This window comes from Streptomyces sp. NPDC021562 (assembly GCF_040640875.1).
In the GTDB taxonomy this organism is placed as follows: Bacteria; Actinomycetota; Actinomycetes; order Streptomycetales; family Streptomycetaceae; genus Streptomyces.
Genome location: NZ_JBFACN010000014.1, coordinates 83,972 through 98,680 on the forward strand (window position 1 = coordinate 83,972; position 14,709 = coordinate 98,680).

The window sequence follows — 14,709 nt, forward strand, 5'->3', positions numbered from 1 at the left end:
CGCTGACGGCGACCGCGGCGCGGCCGGTCCGTCAGAGGTTGATCATGTGTCCGGCCAGTCCGTGCAGGGCGTCCTGGACGGCCTCGCTCAGCGTCGGGTGGGCGTGCACGTTCCGGGCGAGTTCGTGCACGGTGAGGTCCCATTTCTGGGCGAGGGTCAGCTCCGGCAGGAGCTCGGTCACGTCCGGCCCGATCAGGTGGCCGCCGAGCAGTTCCCCGTACCGGGCGTCGCTCACCAGCTTCACGAACCCGACCGTGTCGCCCAGGCCGTGCGCCTTGGCGTTGGCCGTGAAGGGGAACTTCGCCACCCGTACGTCGAAGCCCTCGGCACGGGCCTCGGCCTCGGTCCAGCCGAAGCTGGCGATCTGGGGCTGGCAGAAGGTGGCGCGCGGGATCATCCGGTAGTCCAGCTCCATGGTCTCCGCGCCGGCGATGCTCTCGGCGGCGACGATGCCCATCGCCTCGGCGGTGTGCGCGAGCATCAGCTTCGCCGTGACGTCACCGATGGCGTAGATGTGCGGCCGGCTGGTGCGGCAGTGGCCGTCGACGTCGATGGCGCCCCGCTCGGTGAGCCGTACCCCGGTGCTGCCGAGCCCGTAGCCCGCGGTGCGCGGTTGGAAGCCGGTGGCCTGGAGGACCTTCTCCGCCTCCAGGACCTGTTCGGTGCCGCCCTGCCGTACGGTCACCCGGACGCCGTCGGCGGTCTCCTCGACCGCCTGTACGGCGGTGGAGGTCAGGATGCGGATGCCCTGGCGTCTGAACCGGCGGGCGAGCTCGGCGGAGACCTCCTCGTCCTCCAGCGGTGCGATCCGGTCGAGGTACTCCACCAGCGTGACCTCGACGCCGTAGGACCGCAGCAGGTAGGCGAACTCGACGCCGATGGCACCGGCGCCCGCGATGACCAGGCTGGCCGGGAGAGTGTCGGAGAGGATCTGCTCCTCGTAGGTGACGACGCGCCGGCCGAGCACCGTGCCGGGCAGCAGTTTCACGGTGGAGCCGGTGGCGATGACGCAGGAGCGGAAGGAGAGCGTGGTCTCGCCGTCCCGCATCCGCACCTGCAGGGTGCCCGGGTCGAGGAAGGTGCCCTGCCCCTCGAACTGGTCGATCCCGTTCTTGCGCATCAGGTAGCCGACGCCCTTGACGCGTCCGTCGGCCACCACCCGGCTGCGCTCGTAGGCGGCGCGGTAGTCGAGGGCCACCTCCCCGCTGATCTTCACGCCGAATTTCTCCGCGTCGTGCTGGATCAGCTGGGCGACCTCGGCGTTGCGCAGCAGCGCCTTGGCCGGGATGCAGCCGATGTTGAGGCAGACCCCGCCCCAGAAGCGCCCCTCCACGATCGCGGTGCGCAGGCCCAGCTGCGCGGCGCGGATCGCGGCCACGTAACCGCCGGGTCCGGCTCCCAGGACGACGACGTCGAAGTCCGTCTGCATGGCTCCACCTCACCTCCGGGGACCGGACCGCTCCGGTCACCAGCGCGACCGATGCCCGAGCGCGCACCCAGACTCCCGTCATAACCAGTGAAAGCGCGCGGGGCGCGGATGTCCACGCGGCCGTCCGCCAGGACCGTCAGCTGAGTTTCTTCATGAGACTGCCTGGCGGCCCCGCTATCGTGAGGACATGAAACGGACCTCGTTCGCCAAGTGGCCGTGCTCGATCGCGCGGACCGTCGACCTGCTGGGTGACCACTGGACGCCGCTGGTGGTGCGGGAGGCCTTCTACGGGATCAGCCGCTTCGACGAGTTCCAGCAGGAACTGGGCATCGCCCGCAACACGTTGACCGACCGGCTGCGCCTCCTGGTCGACGAGCGGATCCTGGAGAAACGGCAGTACGAGGCGGAACCGCCGCGCTACGACTACGTCCTCACCGAGAAGGGACGCGACCTGTTCGCGGTGCTCGCCGCGATGTCCGCGTGGGGCGACCGGTGGCTCGCCGGGGAGCGGGGCGTACCCGTGGTGTTCCACCACGGGGCGTGCGGCCACGACACCGCCGCCGAGGTCGTCTGCGCCCAGTGCCGGGCGCCGTTGCGGGCCGGGGAGACGTCGATGCGGATGGGGCCCGGATATCCCGAGCGGCTCGCGCAGCGGCCGGAGATACGACGGCGGTTCGGCGTCGAATGAGCCCGTCGCACTCCCTTGACAAGCAGAGTCTCATTTCGCAACTCTGGGTGGGAGAACTCTGACGGCGAGGAGGCCGACGGTCTTGGAGTGGACGGGCGCACGCTACGCGGACAAACCCACGGTCGAGGTGCGGACCTGGATCGACGCCCCGCCGGCCACGGTGTGGGCGCTGGTCAGCGACATCGAGCTGATGCCGGGCATGAGCACGGAACTGCGGTCCGTCTCCTGGCTCGACGGTGCCACCGGACCCGCGGTCGGGGCCAGGTTCGTCGGCCGCAGTGAACACGAGGCGTTCGGCAGCTGGGAGACCACGTCCGAGGTGACCGAGTGCGAGCCGGAGTCGGTCCTCGCCTGGGCCGTGCAGGACCCGTGCGCCCCCTCCGCGGTCTGGCGGTTCCGGCTCCGCCCCGAGGCGGGCGGGACCGAGCTGTCGCAGTGGATGCAGCTGGGACCGGGGCGTTCCGGGCTGTCGGTGGCGATCGACCGGATGCCGGACAAGGAACAGAAGATCGTCTTCGTACGGCTGCGGGAGTTCGAGCGGAGCATCACCGCCACCCTCGCCGAGATCAAGAAGCGGGCGGAGGCGTGATGCGCGCGGCCACCACGATCGAGGCCTCGGGCGGCGAACACTGGTCCCGGCAGGCCGATTTCGTCGTCGAGGCGGAGAAGCTGGGCCTGGACGTCTGCTGGGTGGCCGAGGCGTGGGGCTCCGACGCCCCCTCCGCCCTGGGCTACTACGCGGCGCTCACCGACCGGATGCTGCTCGGCTCCGGTGTGCTGCAGCTGGGCACCCGGACCCCGACGGCCGTGGCACAGACGGCCGTCACGCTCTCCAACCTGTCCGGCGGGCGTTTCCTGCTCGGTCTCGGCGCATCCGGCCCCCAGGTCATCGAGGGACTGCACGGCGTCCCCTTCGCCAGGCCACTGCGCCGGATGCGGGAGACCGTGGAGATCGTGCGGCGCGTGCTGGACGGCGGCCGACTCACCTACTCCGGCGCGGAGTTCACCGTCCCGCTGCCCGGCGGCGAGGCCGTCCCGATGCGGCTGTCGATGCGCGCCGAGCACGAGATCCCGGTGTACCTGGCCGCTCTGTCCCCGGCCATGCTGCGGCTGACCGGTGAGGTCGCCGACGGCTGGCTGGGCACCAGCTTCGTGCCCGAGGGCGCCGGCGACGCCTACTTCGCGCACCTCGACGAGGGCCTGGCCCGTGGCGGTCGTACCCGCGCGGACCTGGATGTCTGCCAGGGCGCCGAGGTCGCCTTCGCACCCGACGAGGAGGCCCTCGGGGCGATGGTCGCCGGACGGAAGAAGGAACTCGCCTTCAGCCTCGGCGGGATGGGCTCGGCCTCCACCAACTTCTACAACAACGCCTACAGCCGCCAGGGCTGGGCCGAGGTCGCGGCCGAGGTGCGCGAACGCTGGCAGGGCGGCGACCGGGACGGGGCGGCCGCGCTGGTGACGGACGAGATGGTGCTCGGTACGACGCTGATCGGCACGGAGACCATGGTCCGCGAGCGGCTGGCGGTCTGGCGCGACGCCGGGGTGGACACGGTCCGGCTCTACCCCGCCGGGGCGACCGTGGAGGACCGGCTGACCACCCTGGGACGCGCGATCGAGCTGGTCCACGAGACCGACCGGGGCAACAGGGGGACGTGACCCGACCGCCCTGCCCGGGGGCGTCGGCGCCGCGATCTACGATGACCGCATGCTGACGTTCACCGATGTCATCCTCGACTGCCCCGACCCCTGGAAGCTGGCCGAGTTCTACGCCGAACTGCTGGGCTGGGAGATCAACACCGAGATCAGCCAGAAGGACTGGGTCAACCTGCGCAACGACGGCATCGAGCTGTCCTTCCAGCGGGTGACGGACTACCAGCCGCCCAGCTGGCCGGGCCAGGAGCATCCGCAGCAGTTCCACCTCGACTTCGAGGTGGACGAGTTCGAGCCCGAGCGGCGCCGGGTGACCGAACTGGGCGCCACCTTCCAGAAGAGCTTCGTCGGCGAGTCCGGCTACGGCTGGGAGGTGTACACCGATCCGGCCGGTCATCCGTTCTGCCTGTGCCGCAACCCTCCCCGGTCCACACCGTGATCTCACGATGACCGCCAACACCGATCGTGGCGCCCGGCGTTAGAGATCACGCAGAGAGCCTGTCGCAGAACTCCCGCGGAATTGTCCGCGATCGGTAACGGACGGATCCGGTGGCCGCCGCCGTCCGTCCTGACGGGTGCACGGGATCGACGGAACGACAAGGATCGGGGCGGACATGGCGCGGCACGGCGCACGGGGTTGGTACGGCCAGATGGTCGCTGGGGCGCTCGGGGTCACGGCGGTGGCCGTCGCCGCCTCGCTGTGGACCGCGCAGGCCGGTCCCGTCAACGGGTCCGGGGGCGCGGGGAGTTCGGCGCACCGCGCGGTTCCGGAGGTGGCCCCGGTGTCGGTGGAGATCACGCACGCCTCGGACCGGGGCGCCGGGGGTGTGAACATCACCATCGACGACGGCCCGGACCCGGTCTGGACCCCGCGGGTGCTGGAGGTGCTCGGGGAGTACGGCGTGAAGGCCACCTTCTGCATGATCGGCCCGCAGGCGCAGGCGCATCCGGACCTGGTCAAGGCGGTGGTGGCGGCCGGGCACCGGCTGTGCGACCACACGGTGTCGCACGACGTCACCATGGACAAGAAGTCCGAGGCCTACCAGTCCCAGCAGATCCTGGACGCCGAGCGCATGATCACGAAGGCGTCCGGTGGGGTGCGGCCGCTGTACTACCGCGCCCCGGGCGGTGCCTTCACTCCGTACAGCCGCAAGATCGCCGCCGCCCACGGCATGCGCCCGCTGGGCTGGAACGTCGACTCCAAGGACTTCGAGCGCCCGGGCACCGCCGCCATCGTCGCCACCGTGAAGAACGAGATGTCCAACGGTCCGACGATCCTCTTCCACGACGCGGGCGGCGACCGCTCCGAGACGGTGGCCGCGCTGCGCGAGGTCCTGCCGTGGCTGAAGGAGCAGGGGCGTTCGTTCGGCTTCCCGGTGCGCTGAGTCCCGGCCGCGGTCCGGTTCCGGCCCGGCGCGCGGCGGGTCGCCGCACATGTTGCGGACGGTCCGGTGGTGGCAGCATATGAGGCGTGTGCACGGTGCGGCGGCGGGGCCGCCCGTGCCGTGGCCGGCGGGAGGTGTGCATGTCGGGGCGGGCGCCACGGTGGCTGACGTGGTTGCGTCGCAGGGACCCGGACCTCGCGGCGACCCGGCGGGCCGGGCGTACGGCGGTGGTGATGCCCGCCCTGTTCGCCCTGTGCACCGAGGTGCTGCACTCCCCGACGACGGCCAGCTTCGCCGCGTTCGGGTCGTTCTCGATGCTGCTGCTGGTCGACTACTCCGGCCCGATGGTGGAGCGGCTGCGGGCGCAGGTGGCGCTGGCGCTGGCCTGGCTGGTGCTGATCTGCGTGGGGACGCTGGCGGGGCGGGAGATCTGGTCGGCCGTGGCGGCGACGGTCGTGGTCGGTTTCCTGGTCCTCTTCGCGGGCGTGGTCAGTTCGGTCCTGGCGGGCAGCTCCACGGCCCTGCTGCTGGCCTTCGTCCTGCCGGTCAGCGCGCCGGTGCCGCTGTCGCAGCTGCCCGACCGGCTGGCGGGTGCGGGGCTCGCGGCGGCGGTGGCGCTGCCCGCCGTCGCCCTGCTGTGGCCACGGCCGGTCGCCGACCCGCTCAGCGCCCCGGCAGCCGCCGTCTGCCGGGCCGCCGCCGACTACCTGCACACGCGCGCCTCCCTACCCACCCCGAACCCGCCGAGCACCGACCCACCGATCACCAACCCTCCCCGCCCAGACCAGCCAAGCACCGACCCGCCGGGCACCGACCTGCGGGGCACCGACCTGCGCGGCCCCGACCAGCCGGACACCGACCCACCCGACCCGGACCAGCCGAGCACCGCCCCGCCCCACCCGAACCAGCCAAGCACCGACCTGCAGTGCCCCGACCAGCCGGACACCGACCCGCGCCGCCCGGACCAGCCAAGCACCGCCCCGCCCCACCCGGACCAGCCGAGCACCGCCCCGCCCCACCCGAACCAGCCAAGCACCGACCTGCGCGGCCCCGACCAGCCGGACACCGACCCGCCCCACCCGAACCAGCCGGGCACCGACCTGCAGGGCCCCGACCAGCCGGACACCGACCCACCCCACCCGGACCAGCCAAGCACCGCCCCGCCCCACCCGGACCAGCCGGGCGGCGATCTGCTGGGGGCCGGTCGGGTGGTGCGTGGCGGCGATTTGTGTCGGGTGGCGGCCGAGCGCACCGCTCGGGCCGGTGTCGAGCTGCGGGCGGCCTTCGATGCCACCCCGTACCGGCCCACCGGCCTGTCGGCGACGTCCCGTGCCCTGGTCCGGCTGGTCGACGAGCTCACCTGGCTGTGTGCCGTGCTCGTGGACCGGTCCGACTACACCGACGAGCCGCCCGGCTGCGATCCGGCCGCCCACACCGTGCGCCTGGCCGGCGCGCTCGTCCTGGAAGCGGCCGCTGACCTGCTCGCCGACCTCGACGGCGACACCGGTCCGCTGCGGGCCCGCGCCGCGCAGCTGCGGACCGCCTTGACCGGGATGGAGCACAGCTCCGCCGTCCGGGTGCCCGCCGAGCAGCCGGGCGGGAACAGTCCGGCCGAGGTCTTCGGGTTCATCGCGACGCTCGACGTCTCCTTCCGCGCCCAGGAGCTGGGCTTCGCCGTGCTCCAGATCGCCGACAACGTCGGCACGGCGGCCTCCGCCTGGCAGCGCAGCTGGCCCGAGCGGCTGCTCGGCCGGGAACCGGGCGCGCTGACCGCCCCGCTGGCCGCCGCCCGCGAACGGGCCCGCACCCACCTCACGGCGGACTCGGTGTGGCTGCACAACAGCCTGCGCGGCGCCGTCGGCCTCGGCATCGCCGTGTTCCTCGCCGGGGTGACCGGCGTCGAGCACTCCTTCTGGGTGCTGCTGGGCACCCTGTCCGTGCTGCGCTCCAACGCGCTCAGCACCGGGCAGAACGCCGTCCGTGCCGTCCTGGGCACCGTGGCCGGATCCGTGATCGGGGCCGGGCTGCTGCAGCTGATCGGCCATCACGGCACCGCCCTGTGGTTCGTGCTCCCGGTGGCCGTCCTGCTCGCGGGCGTCGCGCCCGCGGCCGTCTCCTTCGCCGCCGGGCAGGCGGCGTTCACGGTGACCCTCGTGGTGCTGTTCAACATCGGCCACGACCCCAGCTGGCACATCGCCCTGCTGCGCGTCCAGGACATCGCGCTGGGCTGTGCGGTCAGCGTCGTCGTCGCCGTGTTCTTCTGGCCGCGCGGCGCACGGGCGGCCGTGCACCGGGCGCTCGCCGAGGCGTACGACGACAGCGCCCGGTACCTGGGCGCCGCCGTCGACTACGCCCTCGGCCACAGCACCCCCACGGATCCCGGTCCGCAGAGCCGGGCGGCGGCGGCCTCCGCCCGGCGGCTGGACGACGCGTTCCGCAGCTACCTGGCCGAACGCGGCGCCAAACCCCTGTCGTTGGCCTGTACGACCACGCTGGTGACCGGGGTCGTGGGCCTGCGGCTGGCCGCCGACGCGGTCGTGTCCCTGTGGCAGGGCGAGGACCGGGCCCGGGTCCGGGCCGTCCGGGCCGACGCGCACGGTGCCGTGCTCGGGTCCGCGGCCCTGGTGACCGGCTGGTACCACGAGTTCGCCGCGAGCCTCGGCGACCACGCGCCGGTGCCCGACGTCGTACCGCTGCGGCCCGAGGGCGCCACCCGGCTCGTCGCGTCCGTCCGCACCGAACTCAGCGACGAGGAGGGGCGGGCCACCCCCGTCGCGATCCGGATCATCTGGACCGACGACCACGTGGACGCCGCCCGCCGGCTCCAGCCCGGCCTCGCTGACGCGGCGAAGGCCCGGGCGAGAGCACGCCACCACGGGACGCGGACGGCATCCGCCTCCTGAACCCCCGGGGCCGGGCAGACCCGGGCGCACGTGCGGTGGCCGGACGCGACGAGGGTTGCCGAACGTCCGTACGTCTGATTGGGTACGGCGCGACGGAGCGGGGGGGCAGTCGCGTGGACCAGGTGGCGCAGCAGGATGTCCGAGGGGCGCTGCCCGAAGGGCTCGGGCGGGCGATACGGGGGACCGCCGACGACATCGCGGTGGTGCTGGGCGTCGCACGCGACCCGGGGCTCGCGGTGCCCGGGTCGACGTGGACGCTCGGCGAGGCCGCGGCCCATCTGGCGCTGGCCAACGCGCTGATGGCCGACCTCGCGGAGGGCCGGGAACGCCCCTACGGCGACGGCACGCCGCAGAGCCTGGCGGCGGCCAACGCCGAGTCGCTGGCCGCGTTCGAGGAACGCCGGCCCGGGCCGCTCGCGACGATGATCAGCGAGCAGGCCGGGCGCTGCGCCGACGCCCTGCACGCGGCGGCCGACGGTCCGGCTCCCGTCACCCCGCTCGGCCCGATGAACCGCTCCGTCCTGGGGTCCTACCTGCTCACGCACATGCTGGGCCACGGCTACGACATCGCCCGCACCCTGGGGCTCCCGGACATGCTCGACCCCGACCGGGTGACCTGGTGCCTGCCGTTCCTGCTGTCGGCCATGCCGGTCGTGGCGGACGGCGCGGCCGTCGCGCGACTGACCGCGAGCTACTCCGTCCGGCTGCGCGGTGGCGGCGCCTTCGGCGTCACCGTCGGCGACGGTGCCGTACGGGTGACGGCGGAGCCGCCGGCCCGCCCGGACTGCACGATCGTCGTGGAACCCGTCGCCTTCCTGCTCATCGCCCTCGGCCGCCGCAACCCCTGGGCGGCGATGGCGAAGAGCCAGGTGCTCGCCCACGGCCGCCGCCCCTGGCTGGCGCCCCGCTTCCCCGCCCTGTTCGTCGCCCCCTGACCGGGCCGCCGCCCCGGCATCCCCCGTCCGGCGCAACGCCGCTCAGCCAGAAGAGGCGGGCGGGCGTGACCGATGTGACGGTGGTGGAAGGTATGGGCGCGCGCACGGATCCGAGGAGGCTGCATGGCCGAGGGAATGGTCGACGGCAGAGCGCCCCGCACTGCCCTGGTGGACGGCTCCGGCCGTCCTCTGCCGTCCTTCGAGGGCATGAGCGCCGTCGCCGATGCCGTCCTCTACGAGGGCTACCTCCTCTACCCCTATCGGCGGTCCTCGCCGAAGAACCGTGCCCGCTGGCAGTTCGGGGTCCTCTTCCCCCGTTCCTGGGTGGAGGCGGACGGGCCGGTCAGCCCGGGCGTGTCGGGCTCGGCGGACTCCTGGTACCAGCAGACGGAGTGTCTGGTGCGGGTGCGGCGGCCGGGCGCGGTCCTGCGGCTGCGGGTGCGGTACCTGCAGATGCAGCACAAGCAGGTCGAGGACGCCGACGGGCGGCCGGTGGAGTCGCTGGCGTGCGACGACGGCACGGTACAGCTGACCTTCGAGGAGGCGGTGCCGCGCACGGCGGACCTCACCGTGGCCCTGGCCGAGGGTGAGCGCACGTTCGCGGTGGGCGCCCCGGCCGGTACCGACGCACAGGTGCTCCCCGGGGGCGCCGGGCGGGTCGTGCGGCGTCGTGAGGAGGTGCGGGCGAGCACCACGCTGGTGGCCGAGCGGCTGGGCGGGGAGGTGCTGCGGCTGCGGGTGCGCACCGCGAACGAGGGCCGTGCGGCGCAGCCGCGTGCTGCCCGGGACCGGGCCCTGCGCCACGCCCTGATCGCCACCCACACGCTTCTCGGTGCGGACGGCGCGGAGTTCGTCTCCCTGATCGACCCGGGCCCGGACCTCGAGGAGGCGGCCCGGGGCTGCCGCAACGACTTCACCTTCCCGGTGCTCGGCGGCCCGCCCCCGGCCTGCTCACCCGTGGACGGCGCGCTCTCCCCCCTGCTGCTCTCCTCGCCGATCATCCTGCCCGACCATCCGCAGGTGGCCCCGGAGAGCCCCGGGGACCTGCACGACGCCGGTGAGATCGACGAGATCCTCACCCTGCGCACGATGCTGCTGACGGACGAGGAGAAGCGGGAGGCCCGGGCCACGGACGCCAGGGCCGCCGAGATCCTCGACCGGGTGGACACCATGCCCCCGGAGGTCTTCGGCCGCCTGCACGGCGCGATCCGCTCACTGACCCCCGCGGACGGCGAAGGGCGGTCCGGCGCGCGCCCCGCGTGGTGGCAGGAGGGGGGCGACGACGGGTTCTCGCCCGCCACCGACACGGTTCTCGTCGACGGTGTGCGCGTCGGGGGCGGCTCGGCGGTGCGGCTGTGTCCGCGGGGCCGGGGGGCCGACGCCCAGGACATGTTCCTGGTCGGCCGGACCGCGACCGTGGCCGCCGTCTTCCACGACGTGGACGGCAGCACCCGGCTCGCGGTCACCGTGGACGACGACCCGGCGGCCGAACTGCACGGCTGGTACGGCCGTTTCCACTACTTCCGGCCCGACGAAGTCGAGCCGCTCGGGGGCACCGACGTCCCGGATCCAGAGACGGCGACCACGTCGTCCCCGGGGCCCACTCCATCGGAGGCCTAGCGTATGAGCACCACAAGCGGCACCACCGCCGTCGGCGGCGAACCGAGCCGAGCCGAGGAACGCAAGGGGTTCGACGAGATCACCATCCTGTGGATCTCCGAGGGCATGAGCTGTGACGGCGACACCGTCTCCGTGACGGCCGCCGACCAGCCGTCCATCGAGGACCTGGTCCTGGGCCTGATCCCGGGGATGCCGAAGGTCAACCTGGTCAACAAGGTGCTCTCGCCGAGCCTGGGCGGCGAGGACTTCCTCGCGCCCTACCGGGCGGCGGCGCGGGGCGAGCTGGCACCGTTCATCCTCGTCATCGAGGGCTCGATCCCGAACCAGAACATCATCGAGGGCGAGGGCTACTGGACCTCGTTCGGCAACGACCCGGAGACCGGCGAGCCGCAGACCATCAACACCTGGATCGACCAACTGGCGCCCAAGGCCTGGGCGGTCGTGGCGATCGGCACCTGCGCCACCTTCGGCGGCATCCACGCGATGGCCGGCAACCCGACCGGTTCCATGGGCCTCGCGGACTACCTGGGCTGGGACTACAGGTCCCAGGGCGGACTGCCCGTGGTGAACGTCCCCGGCTGCCCGGTCCAGCCGGAGAACTTCATGGAGACCCTGGTCTGGGTGCTCTACCACGCCGCCGGCACCGCTCCCCCGCCGCCGCTGGACCACATGCTGCGTCCGCAGTGGCTGTTCGGGAAGACGGTCCACGAGGGCTGCGACCGCGCCGCCTACTACGAGCAGGCGACCTTCGCGACGGACTACAACTCGCCCAAGTGCCTGGTCAAGACCGGCTGCTGGGGCCCGGTCGTGAACTGCAACGTGCCCAAGCGGGGCTGGATGGCCGGGATCGGCGGCTGCCCGAACGTCGGCGGCATCTGCATCGGCTGCACCATGCCGGGCTTCCCGGACGCGTTCATGCCGTTCATGGACGAGCCGCCCGGCGGCACCCTCTCCTCGCTGGCCATCAAGCCGTACGGCGCGGTCATCCGCCGGCTGCGCGGCTTCACCAACGAACTGGTCAACCACGAACCCAAGTGGCGCCACAACAAACGCAAGCTCACCAGCGGGTACGCCCCGCGCTGGCGCCCCTGACGCGTCACGGCTCCCGCCACGGCGAATCCCCCCACCCCAGTCCCCCACAGCAAAGGTCAGCGAACGCCGATGACAACCGAGGCCCGGCACAAGGGGCGCAAGCCCGCGCAGATCGTGGACATGTCCTGGGATCCGATCACCCGGATCATCGGAAACCTGGGCATCTACACGAAGATCGACTTCGCCAACCGGGAGGTGGTGGAGTGCCACAGCACCTCCTCCCTCTTCCGCGGCTACTCCGTCTTCATGAAGGGGAAGGACCCGCGCGACGCGGGTTTCATCACCTCCCGCATCTGCGGCATCTGCGGCGACAACCACACCACCTGCTCGGACTACGCCCAGCAGATGGCGTACGGCGTGAAGCCGCCGCCGCTCGCCGAGCACATCGTGAACCTCGGCGAAGCGGCCGAGTACATGTTCGACCACACGATCTTCCAGGACAACCTGGTCTTCGTGGACTTCTGCGAGCAGATGGTCAAGGCCACGAACCCGAGCGTGCTGGCCCGCGCGCAGAAGACCACCGCGCCGCGCGGTGACATCCACGGGTACCGGACCATCGCGGACATCATGAAGGCCTTCAACCCCTTCGAGGGCGAGGTCTACAAGGAGGCCCTGAAGGTCTCCCGGACCACCCGCGAGATGTTCTGCCTCATGGAGGGCCGCCACGTGCACCCCTCCACGCTCTATCCGGGCGGTGTCGGCACCATGCCGCAGCCGACGGTGTTCACCGACTACCTCAGCCGGCTGATGCACGTCATCGACTTCGTGAAGAAGGCCGTCGCCATGAACGACGACGTCTTCGACTTCTTCTACGAGGCGCTGCCCGGCTACGAGGAGGTCGGCAAGCGCCGCATCCTCCTGGGCTGTTGGGGCGCCTGGCAGGACCCGAAGGTCGTCGACTACACGTACGAGAACATGGAGCGCTGGGGCAGGGCGATGTACGTCACCCCGGGCGTCGTCGTCGACGGCGAGCTGGTCACCAACAGCCTGGTCGACATCAACCTCGGCCTGCGGATCATGCTGGGCTCCTCGTTCTACGAGGACTGGGTCAACGAGGACCCGTTCGTCACCCACGACCCGCTGGGCAACCCCGTCGACATGCGCCACCCGTGGAACCAGACGACCCTCCCGGTGCCGCAGAAGCGGGACTTCGAGGGCAACTACAGCTGGGTGATGAGCCCGCGCTGGTTCGACCGGCGCACCGGCGACCACCTCGCCCTGGACACCGGCGGCGGGCCGCTGGCCCGGCTCTGGTCGACGGCGCTGAGCGGTCTCGTGGACACGCCGTACATCAAGGCCACCGGGCACAGCGTGCGGATCTCGCTGCCCAAGGGCGAGTCCCTGCCCGAGACCACCCTGGAGTGGAAGATCCCCCAGTGGTCCAACACCCTCGAACGGGACCGCGCCCGGCCGTACTTCGTCGCCTACGCGGCGGCCATGGCCCTGCAGTTCCTGGAAGAGGCGATGGGTCTGGTGCGCTCCGGCGACACCAAGGTGTTCGAGGACTTCGAGGTCCCGGACGAGGCGATCGGCTGCGGCTTCCACGAGGCCGTGCGCGGGGTCCTCTCCCACCATCTGGTGATCAAGGACAAGAAGATCGCCAACTACCACCCCTACCCGCCGACCCCGTGGAACGCCAGCCCCCGCGACAAGTTCGGCACCCCCGGCCCCTACGAGGACGCCGTGATGGGCCAGCCGATCTTCGAGGAGAACGGCCCGGACGACTTCAAGGGCGTCGACATCATGCGCACGGTCCGCAGCTTCGACCCCTGTCTGCCGTGCGGCGTCCACATGTACACCGGCAAGGGGAAGACCCTGACCGTCACGCACTCGCCGACGTACGGGGCGAACCATGGCTGAGGCCGTCGGGCGGCTCGACGGCCCGGAGGTCGAGGCCCGGCTGGCCCGCCTCGACACCCTCCTGGAGGGTCTGGAGACCGCCCAGGGCCCGGCCGGCCGCTCGGCCGTGGAGGCGGTACGTCTGCTCATCGAGGTCTACGGCGAGGCACTCGCCCGCGTCCTCGACCGGGCGGACGCGCCGCTGGCCGCGTCACTCGCCGACGACGAACTCCTCGACCACCTCCTGGTGCTGCACGACATCCACCCCGACGCGCCCGAGCGCCGGGCCGCCCGTGCGGTGGAGCGGCTGCGCCCGGCGGTGCGCGAGCGCGGCGGCGACGTCGAGTGGGCCGGGGTGGAGGGCGAGGTGGGCCGGGTGCGGCTGGCCTCGGGCGGCGGTTGCGGCTCCGGGTGCGGCGGAGGTACGACGGAGGTGACCGACGCGGTCCGGGAGGCCGTGCTCGCCGCGGCCCCGGAGCTGGCCGGCGTGGAGCCGGTGGCCGAGGCCCCGGCGCCCGCCTTCGTCCCTCTGGACGCCCTGCGCCGGCCGCAGGAGGCACGGTGACCGCCGACGGAGCCCTGGCCCGCCTCATCCGTTCCGCCGCCGACCACCGGCCGACGGCACGGACGGAGGAGTGCGACCTGTGCGCCGCCCCGGTCGCCGCGGACCATCCGCACCTCTACGACACCGGTCAGGACCAGGTCCGCTGTGCCTGCCGGCCCTGCTCGGTGCTGTTCGCCGACGGCCGTCAGGGCACCGGCGAGGGGCAGTTCCGGCTGATCCCGACCCGCCGGGTCCGCCTGGGGAAGGTGGACACGGCGGCCCTCGGGGTCCCGGTGGGCCTGGTCTTCTTCGTACCGCGCGCCGACGGCTCGGTCACCGCCCAGGGGCCGAGCCCGGCGGGTGCCATGCGCTGGGAGGTGGACGCGGCCGCCTGGCAGCGGGCGGTCGCCGGCTGTCCGCCCCTGGCCGGTCTGGCCCCCGATGTCGAGGCCCTGCTGGTCAACACCGTGCACGGCCTCGACCACCACTGGATCGCACCGGTCGACGACTGCTACCGCATGCTCGCCGTGGTGCGCCGGGAATGGCGGGGCCTGTCCGGCGGCGGCCGGATGTGGCCGGCCGTGGCGCGTTTCTTCGAGGAGCTCACCGAACGGTCCTAGGAAG

Annotated in this window: 13 protein-coding genes; 12 read left to right on the forward strand and 1 reads right to left on the reverse strand. The window is 72.6% G+C overall.

Annotation, left to right across the window (positions count from 1 at the left end; translation table 11 throughout):
• Positions 1-31 precede the first annotated feature (31 nt).
• Complete coding sequence (gene lpdA / locus AB0G52_RS22660; RefSeq protein ID WP_132890756.1) at positions 32-1,429, reverse strand: dihydrolipoyl dehydrogenase; 1,398 nt, start codon at positions 1,427-1,429, stop codon at positions 32-34.
• 187 nt (positions 1,430-1,616) lie between these two features.
• Here lpdA and AB0G52_RS22665 point away from each other — a divergent pair, with 187 nt between their 5' ends.
• The 12 genes from AB0G52_RS22665 (at position 1,617) to AB0G52_RS22720 (ending at position 14,705) form a co-directional block, all read left to right on the forward strand.
• Positions 1,617-2,117 carry a helix-turn-helix domain-containing protein gene (locus AB0G52_RS22665; RefSeq protein WP_132890755.1) on the forward strand — a complete coding sequence of 167 codons (501 nt, stop codon included), beginning with the start codon at positions 1,617-1,619 and terminating at the stop codon, positions 2,115-2,117.
• Between the two features lie 82 nt (positions 2,118-2,199).
• Positions 2,200-2,706 (forward strand): SRPBCC family protein, encoded by a 507-nt coding sequence (locus AB0G52_RS22670; protein WP_132890754.1) that lies wholly within the window; start codon positions 2,200-2,202, stop codon positions 2,704-2,706.
• On the forward strand, positions 2,706-3,773 hold the full coding sequence (locus AB0G52_RS22675) for an LLM class flavin-dependent oxidoreductase (RefSeq protein ID WP_132890753.1): 1,068 nt from the start codon (positions 2,706-2,708) through the stop codon (positions 3,771-3,773). The genes AB0G52_RS22670 and AB0G52_RS22675 overlap by 1 nt, the downstream gene beginning before the upstream one ends.
• A gap of 49 nt (positions 3,774-3,822) precedes the next feature.
• Positions 3,823-4,206, forward strand: coding sequence for a VOC family protein (locus AB0G52_RS22680; RefSeq protein WP_132890752.1), 384 nt, complete (start codon positions 3,823-3,825; stop codon positions 4,204-4,206).
• A 175-nt stretch (positions 4,207-4,381) separates the two neighbouring features.
• Positions 4,382-5,152: a polysaccharide deacetylase family protein gene (locus tag AB0G52_RS22685; RefSeq protein WP_132890751.1), complete on the forward strand. Its 771-nt coding sequence runs from the start codon at positions 4,382-4,384 to the stop codon at positions 5,150-5,152.
• Positions 5,153-5,325: 173 nt separating this feature from the next.
• Positions 5,326-8,055 carry an FUSC family protein gene (locus AB0G52_RS22690; RefSeq protein ID WP_361338161.1) on the forward strand — a complete coding sequence of 910 codons (2,730 nt, stop codon included), beginning with the start codon at positions 5,326-5,328 and terminating at the stop codon, positions 8,053-8,055.
• 113 nt (positions 8,056-8,168) lie between these two features.
• Complete coding sequence (locus AB0G52_RS22695; RefSeq protein WP_361338163.1) at positions 8,169-8,990, forward strand: maleylpyruvate isomerase family mycothiol-dependent enzyme; 822 nt, start codon at positions 8,169-8,171, stop codon at positions 8,988-8,990.
• Positions 8,991-9,197: 207 nt separating this feature from the next.
• A complete protein-coding gene (locus AB0G52_RS22700; RefSeq protein ID WP_361338324.1) occupies positions 9,198-10,610 on the forward strand; it encodes a hypothetical protein in 1,413 nt (470 codons plus the stop codon).
• Positions 10,611-10,613: 3 nt separating this feature from the next.
• A complete protein-coding gene (locus AB0G52_RS22705) occupies positions 10,614-11,702 on the forward strand; it encodes a hydrogenase expression protein HypE (RefSeq protein ID WP_132890748.1) in 1,089 nt (362 codons plus the stop codon).
• A 69-nt stretch (positions 11,703-11,771) separates the two neighbouring features.
• Complete coding sequence (locus AB0G52_RS22710; RefSeq protein ID WP_132890747.1) at positions 11,772-13,562, forward strand: nickel-dependent hydrogenase large subunit; 1,791 nt, start codon at positions 11,772-11,774, stop codon at positions 13,560-13,562.
• Positions 13,555-14,106, forward strand: coding sequence for a NifU family protein (locus AB0G52_RS22715; RefSeq protein ID WP_132890746.1), 552 nt, complete (start codon positions 13,555-13,557; stop codon positions 14,104-14,106). Before AB0G52_RS22710 ends, AB0G52_RS22715 begins: the two co-directional genes overlap by 8 nt.
• A complete protein-coding gene (locus tag AB0G52_RS22720) occupies positions 14,103-14,705 on the forward strand; it encodes a DUF5947 family protein (RefSeq protein ID WP_132890745.1) in 603 nt (200 codons plus the stop codon). The genes AB0G52_RS22715 and AB0G52_RS22720 overlap by 4 nt, the downstream gene beginning before the upstream one ends.
• Positions 14,706-14,709: the final 4 nt, after the last annotated feature.

Excerpts from the sequence above, each read along its gene's own strand:
- AB0G52_RS22675 (WP_132890753.1), top strand. The coding sequence starts at position 2,706 with ATGCGCGCGGCCACCACGATCGAGGCCTCGGGCGGCGAACACTGGTCC.
- AB0G52_RS22710 (WP_132890747.1), top strand. The coding sequence starts at position 11,772 with ATGACAACCGAGGCCCGGCACAAGGGGCGCAAGCCCGCGCAGATCGTG.
- lpdA (WP_132890756.1), bottom strand. The coding sequence starts at position 1,429 with ATGCAGACGGACTTCGACGTCGTCGTCCTGGGAGCCGGACCCGGCGGT.
- AB0G52_RS22700 (WP_361338324.1), top strand. The coding sequence starts at position 9,198 with ATGAGCGCCGTCGCCGATGCCGTCCTCTACGAGGGCTACCTCCTCTAC.
- AB0G52_RS22685 (WP_132890751.1), top strand. The coding sequence starts at position 4,382 with ATGGCGCGGCACGGCGCACGGGGTTGGTACGGCCAGATGGTCGCTGGG.
- AB0G52_RS22680 (WP_132890752.1), top strand. The coding sequence starts at position 3,823 with ATGCTGACGTTCACCGATGTCATCCTCGACTGCCCCGACCCCTGGAAG.
- AB0G52_RS22705 (WP_132890748.1), top strand. The coding sequence starts at position 10,614 with ATGAGCACCACAAGCGGCACCACCGCCGTCGGCGGCGAACCGAGCCGA.
- AB0G52_RS22715 (WP_132890746.1), top strand. The coding sequence starts at position 13,555 with ATGGCTGAGGCCGTCGGGCGGCTCGACGGCCCGGAGGTCGAGGCCCGG.
- AB0G52_RS22665 (WP_132890755.1), top strand. The coding sequence starts at position 1,617 with ATGAAACGGACCTCGTTCGCCAAGTGGCCGTGCTCGATCGCGCGGACC.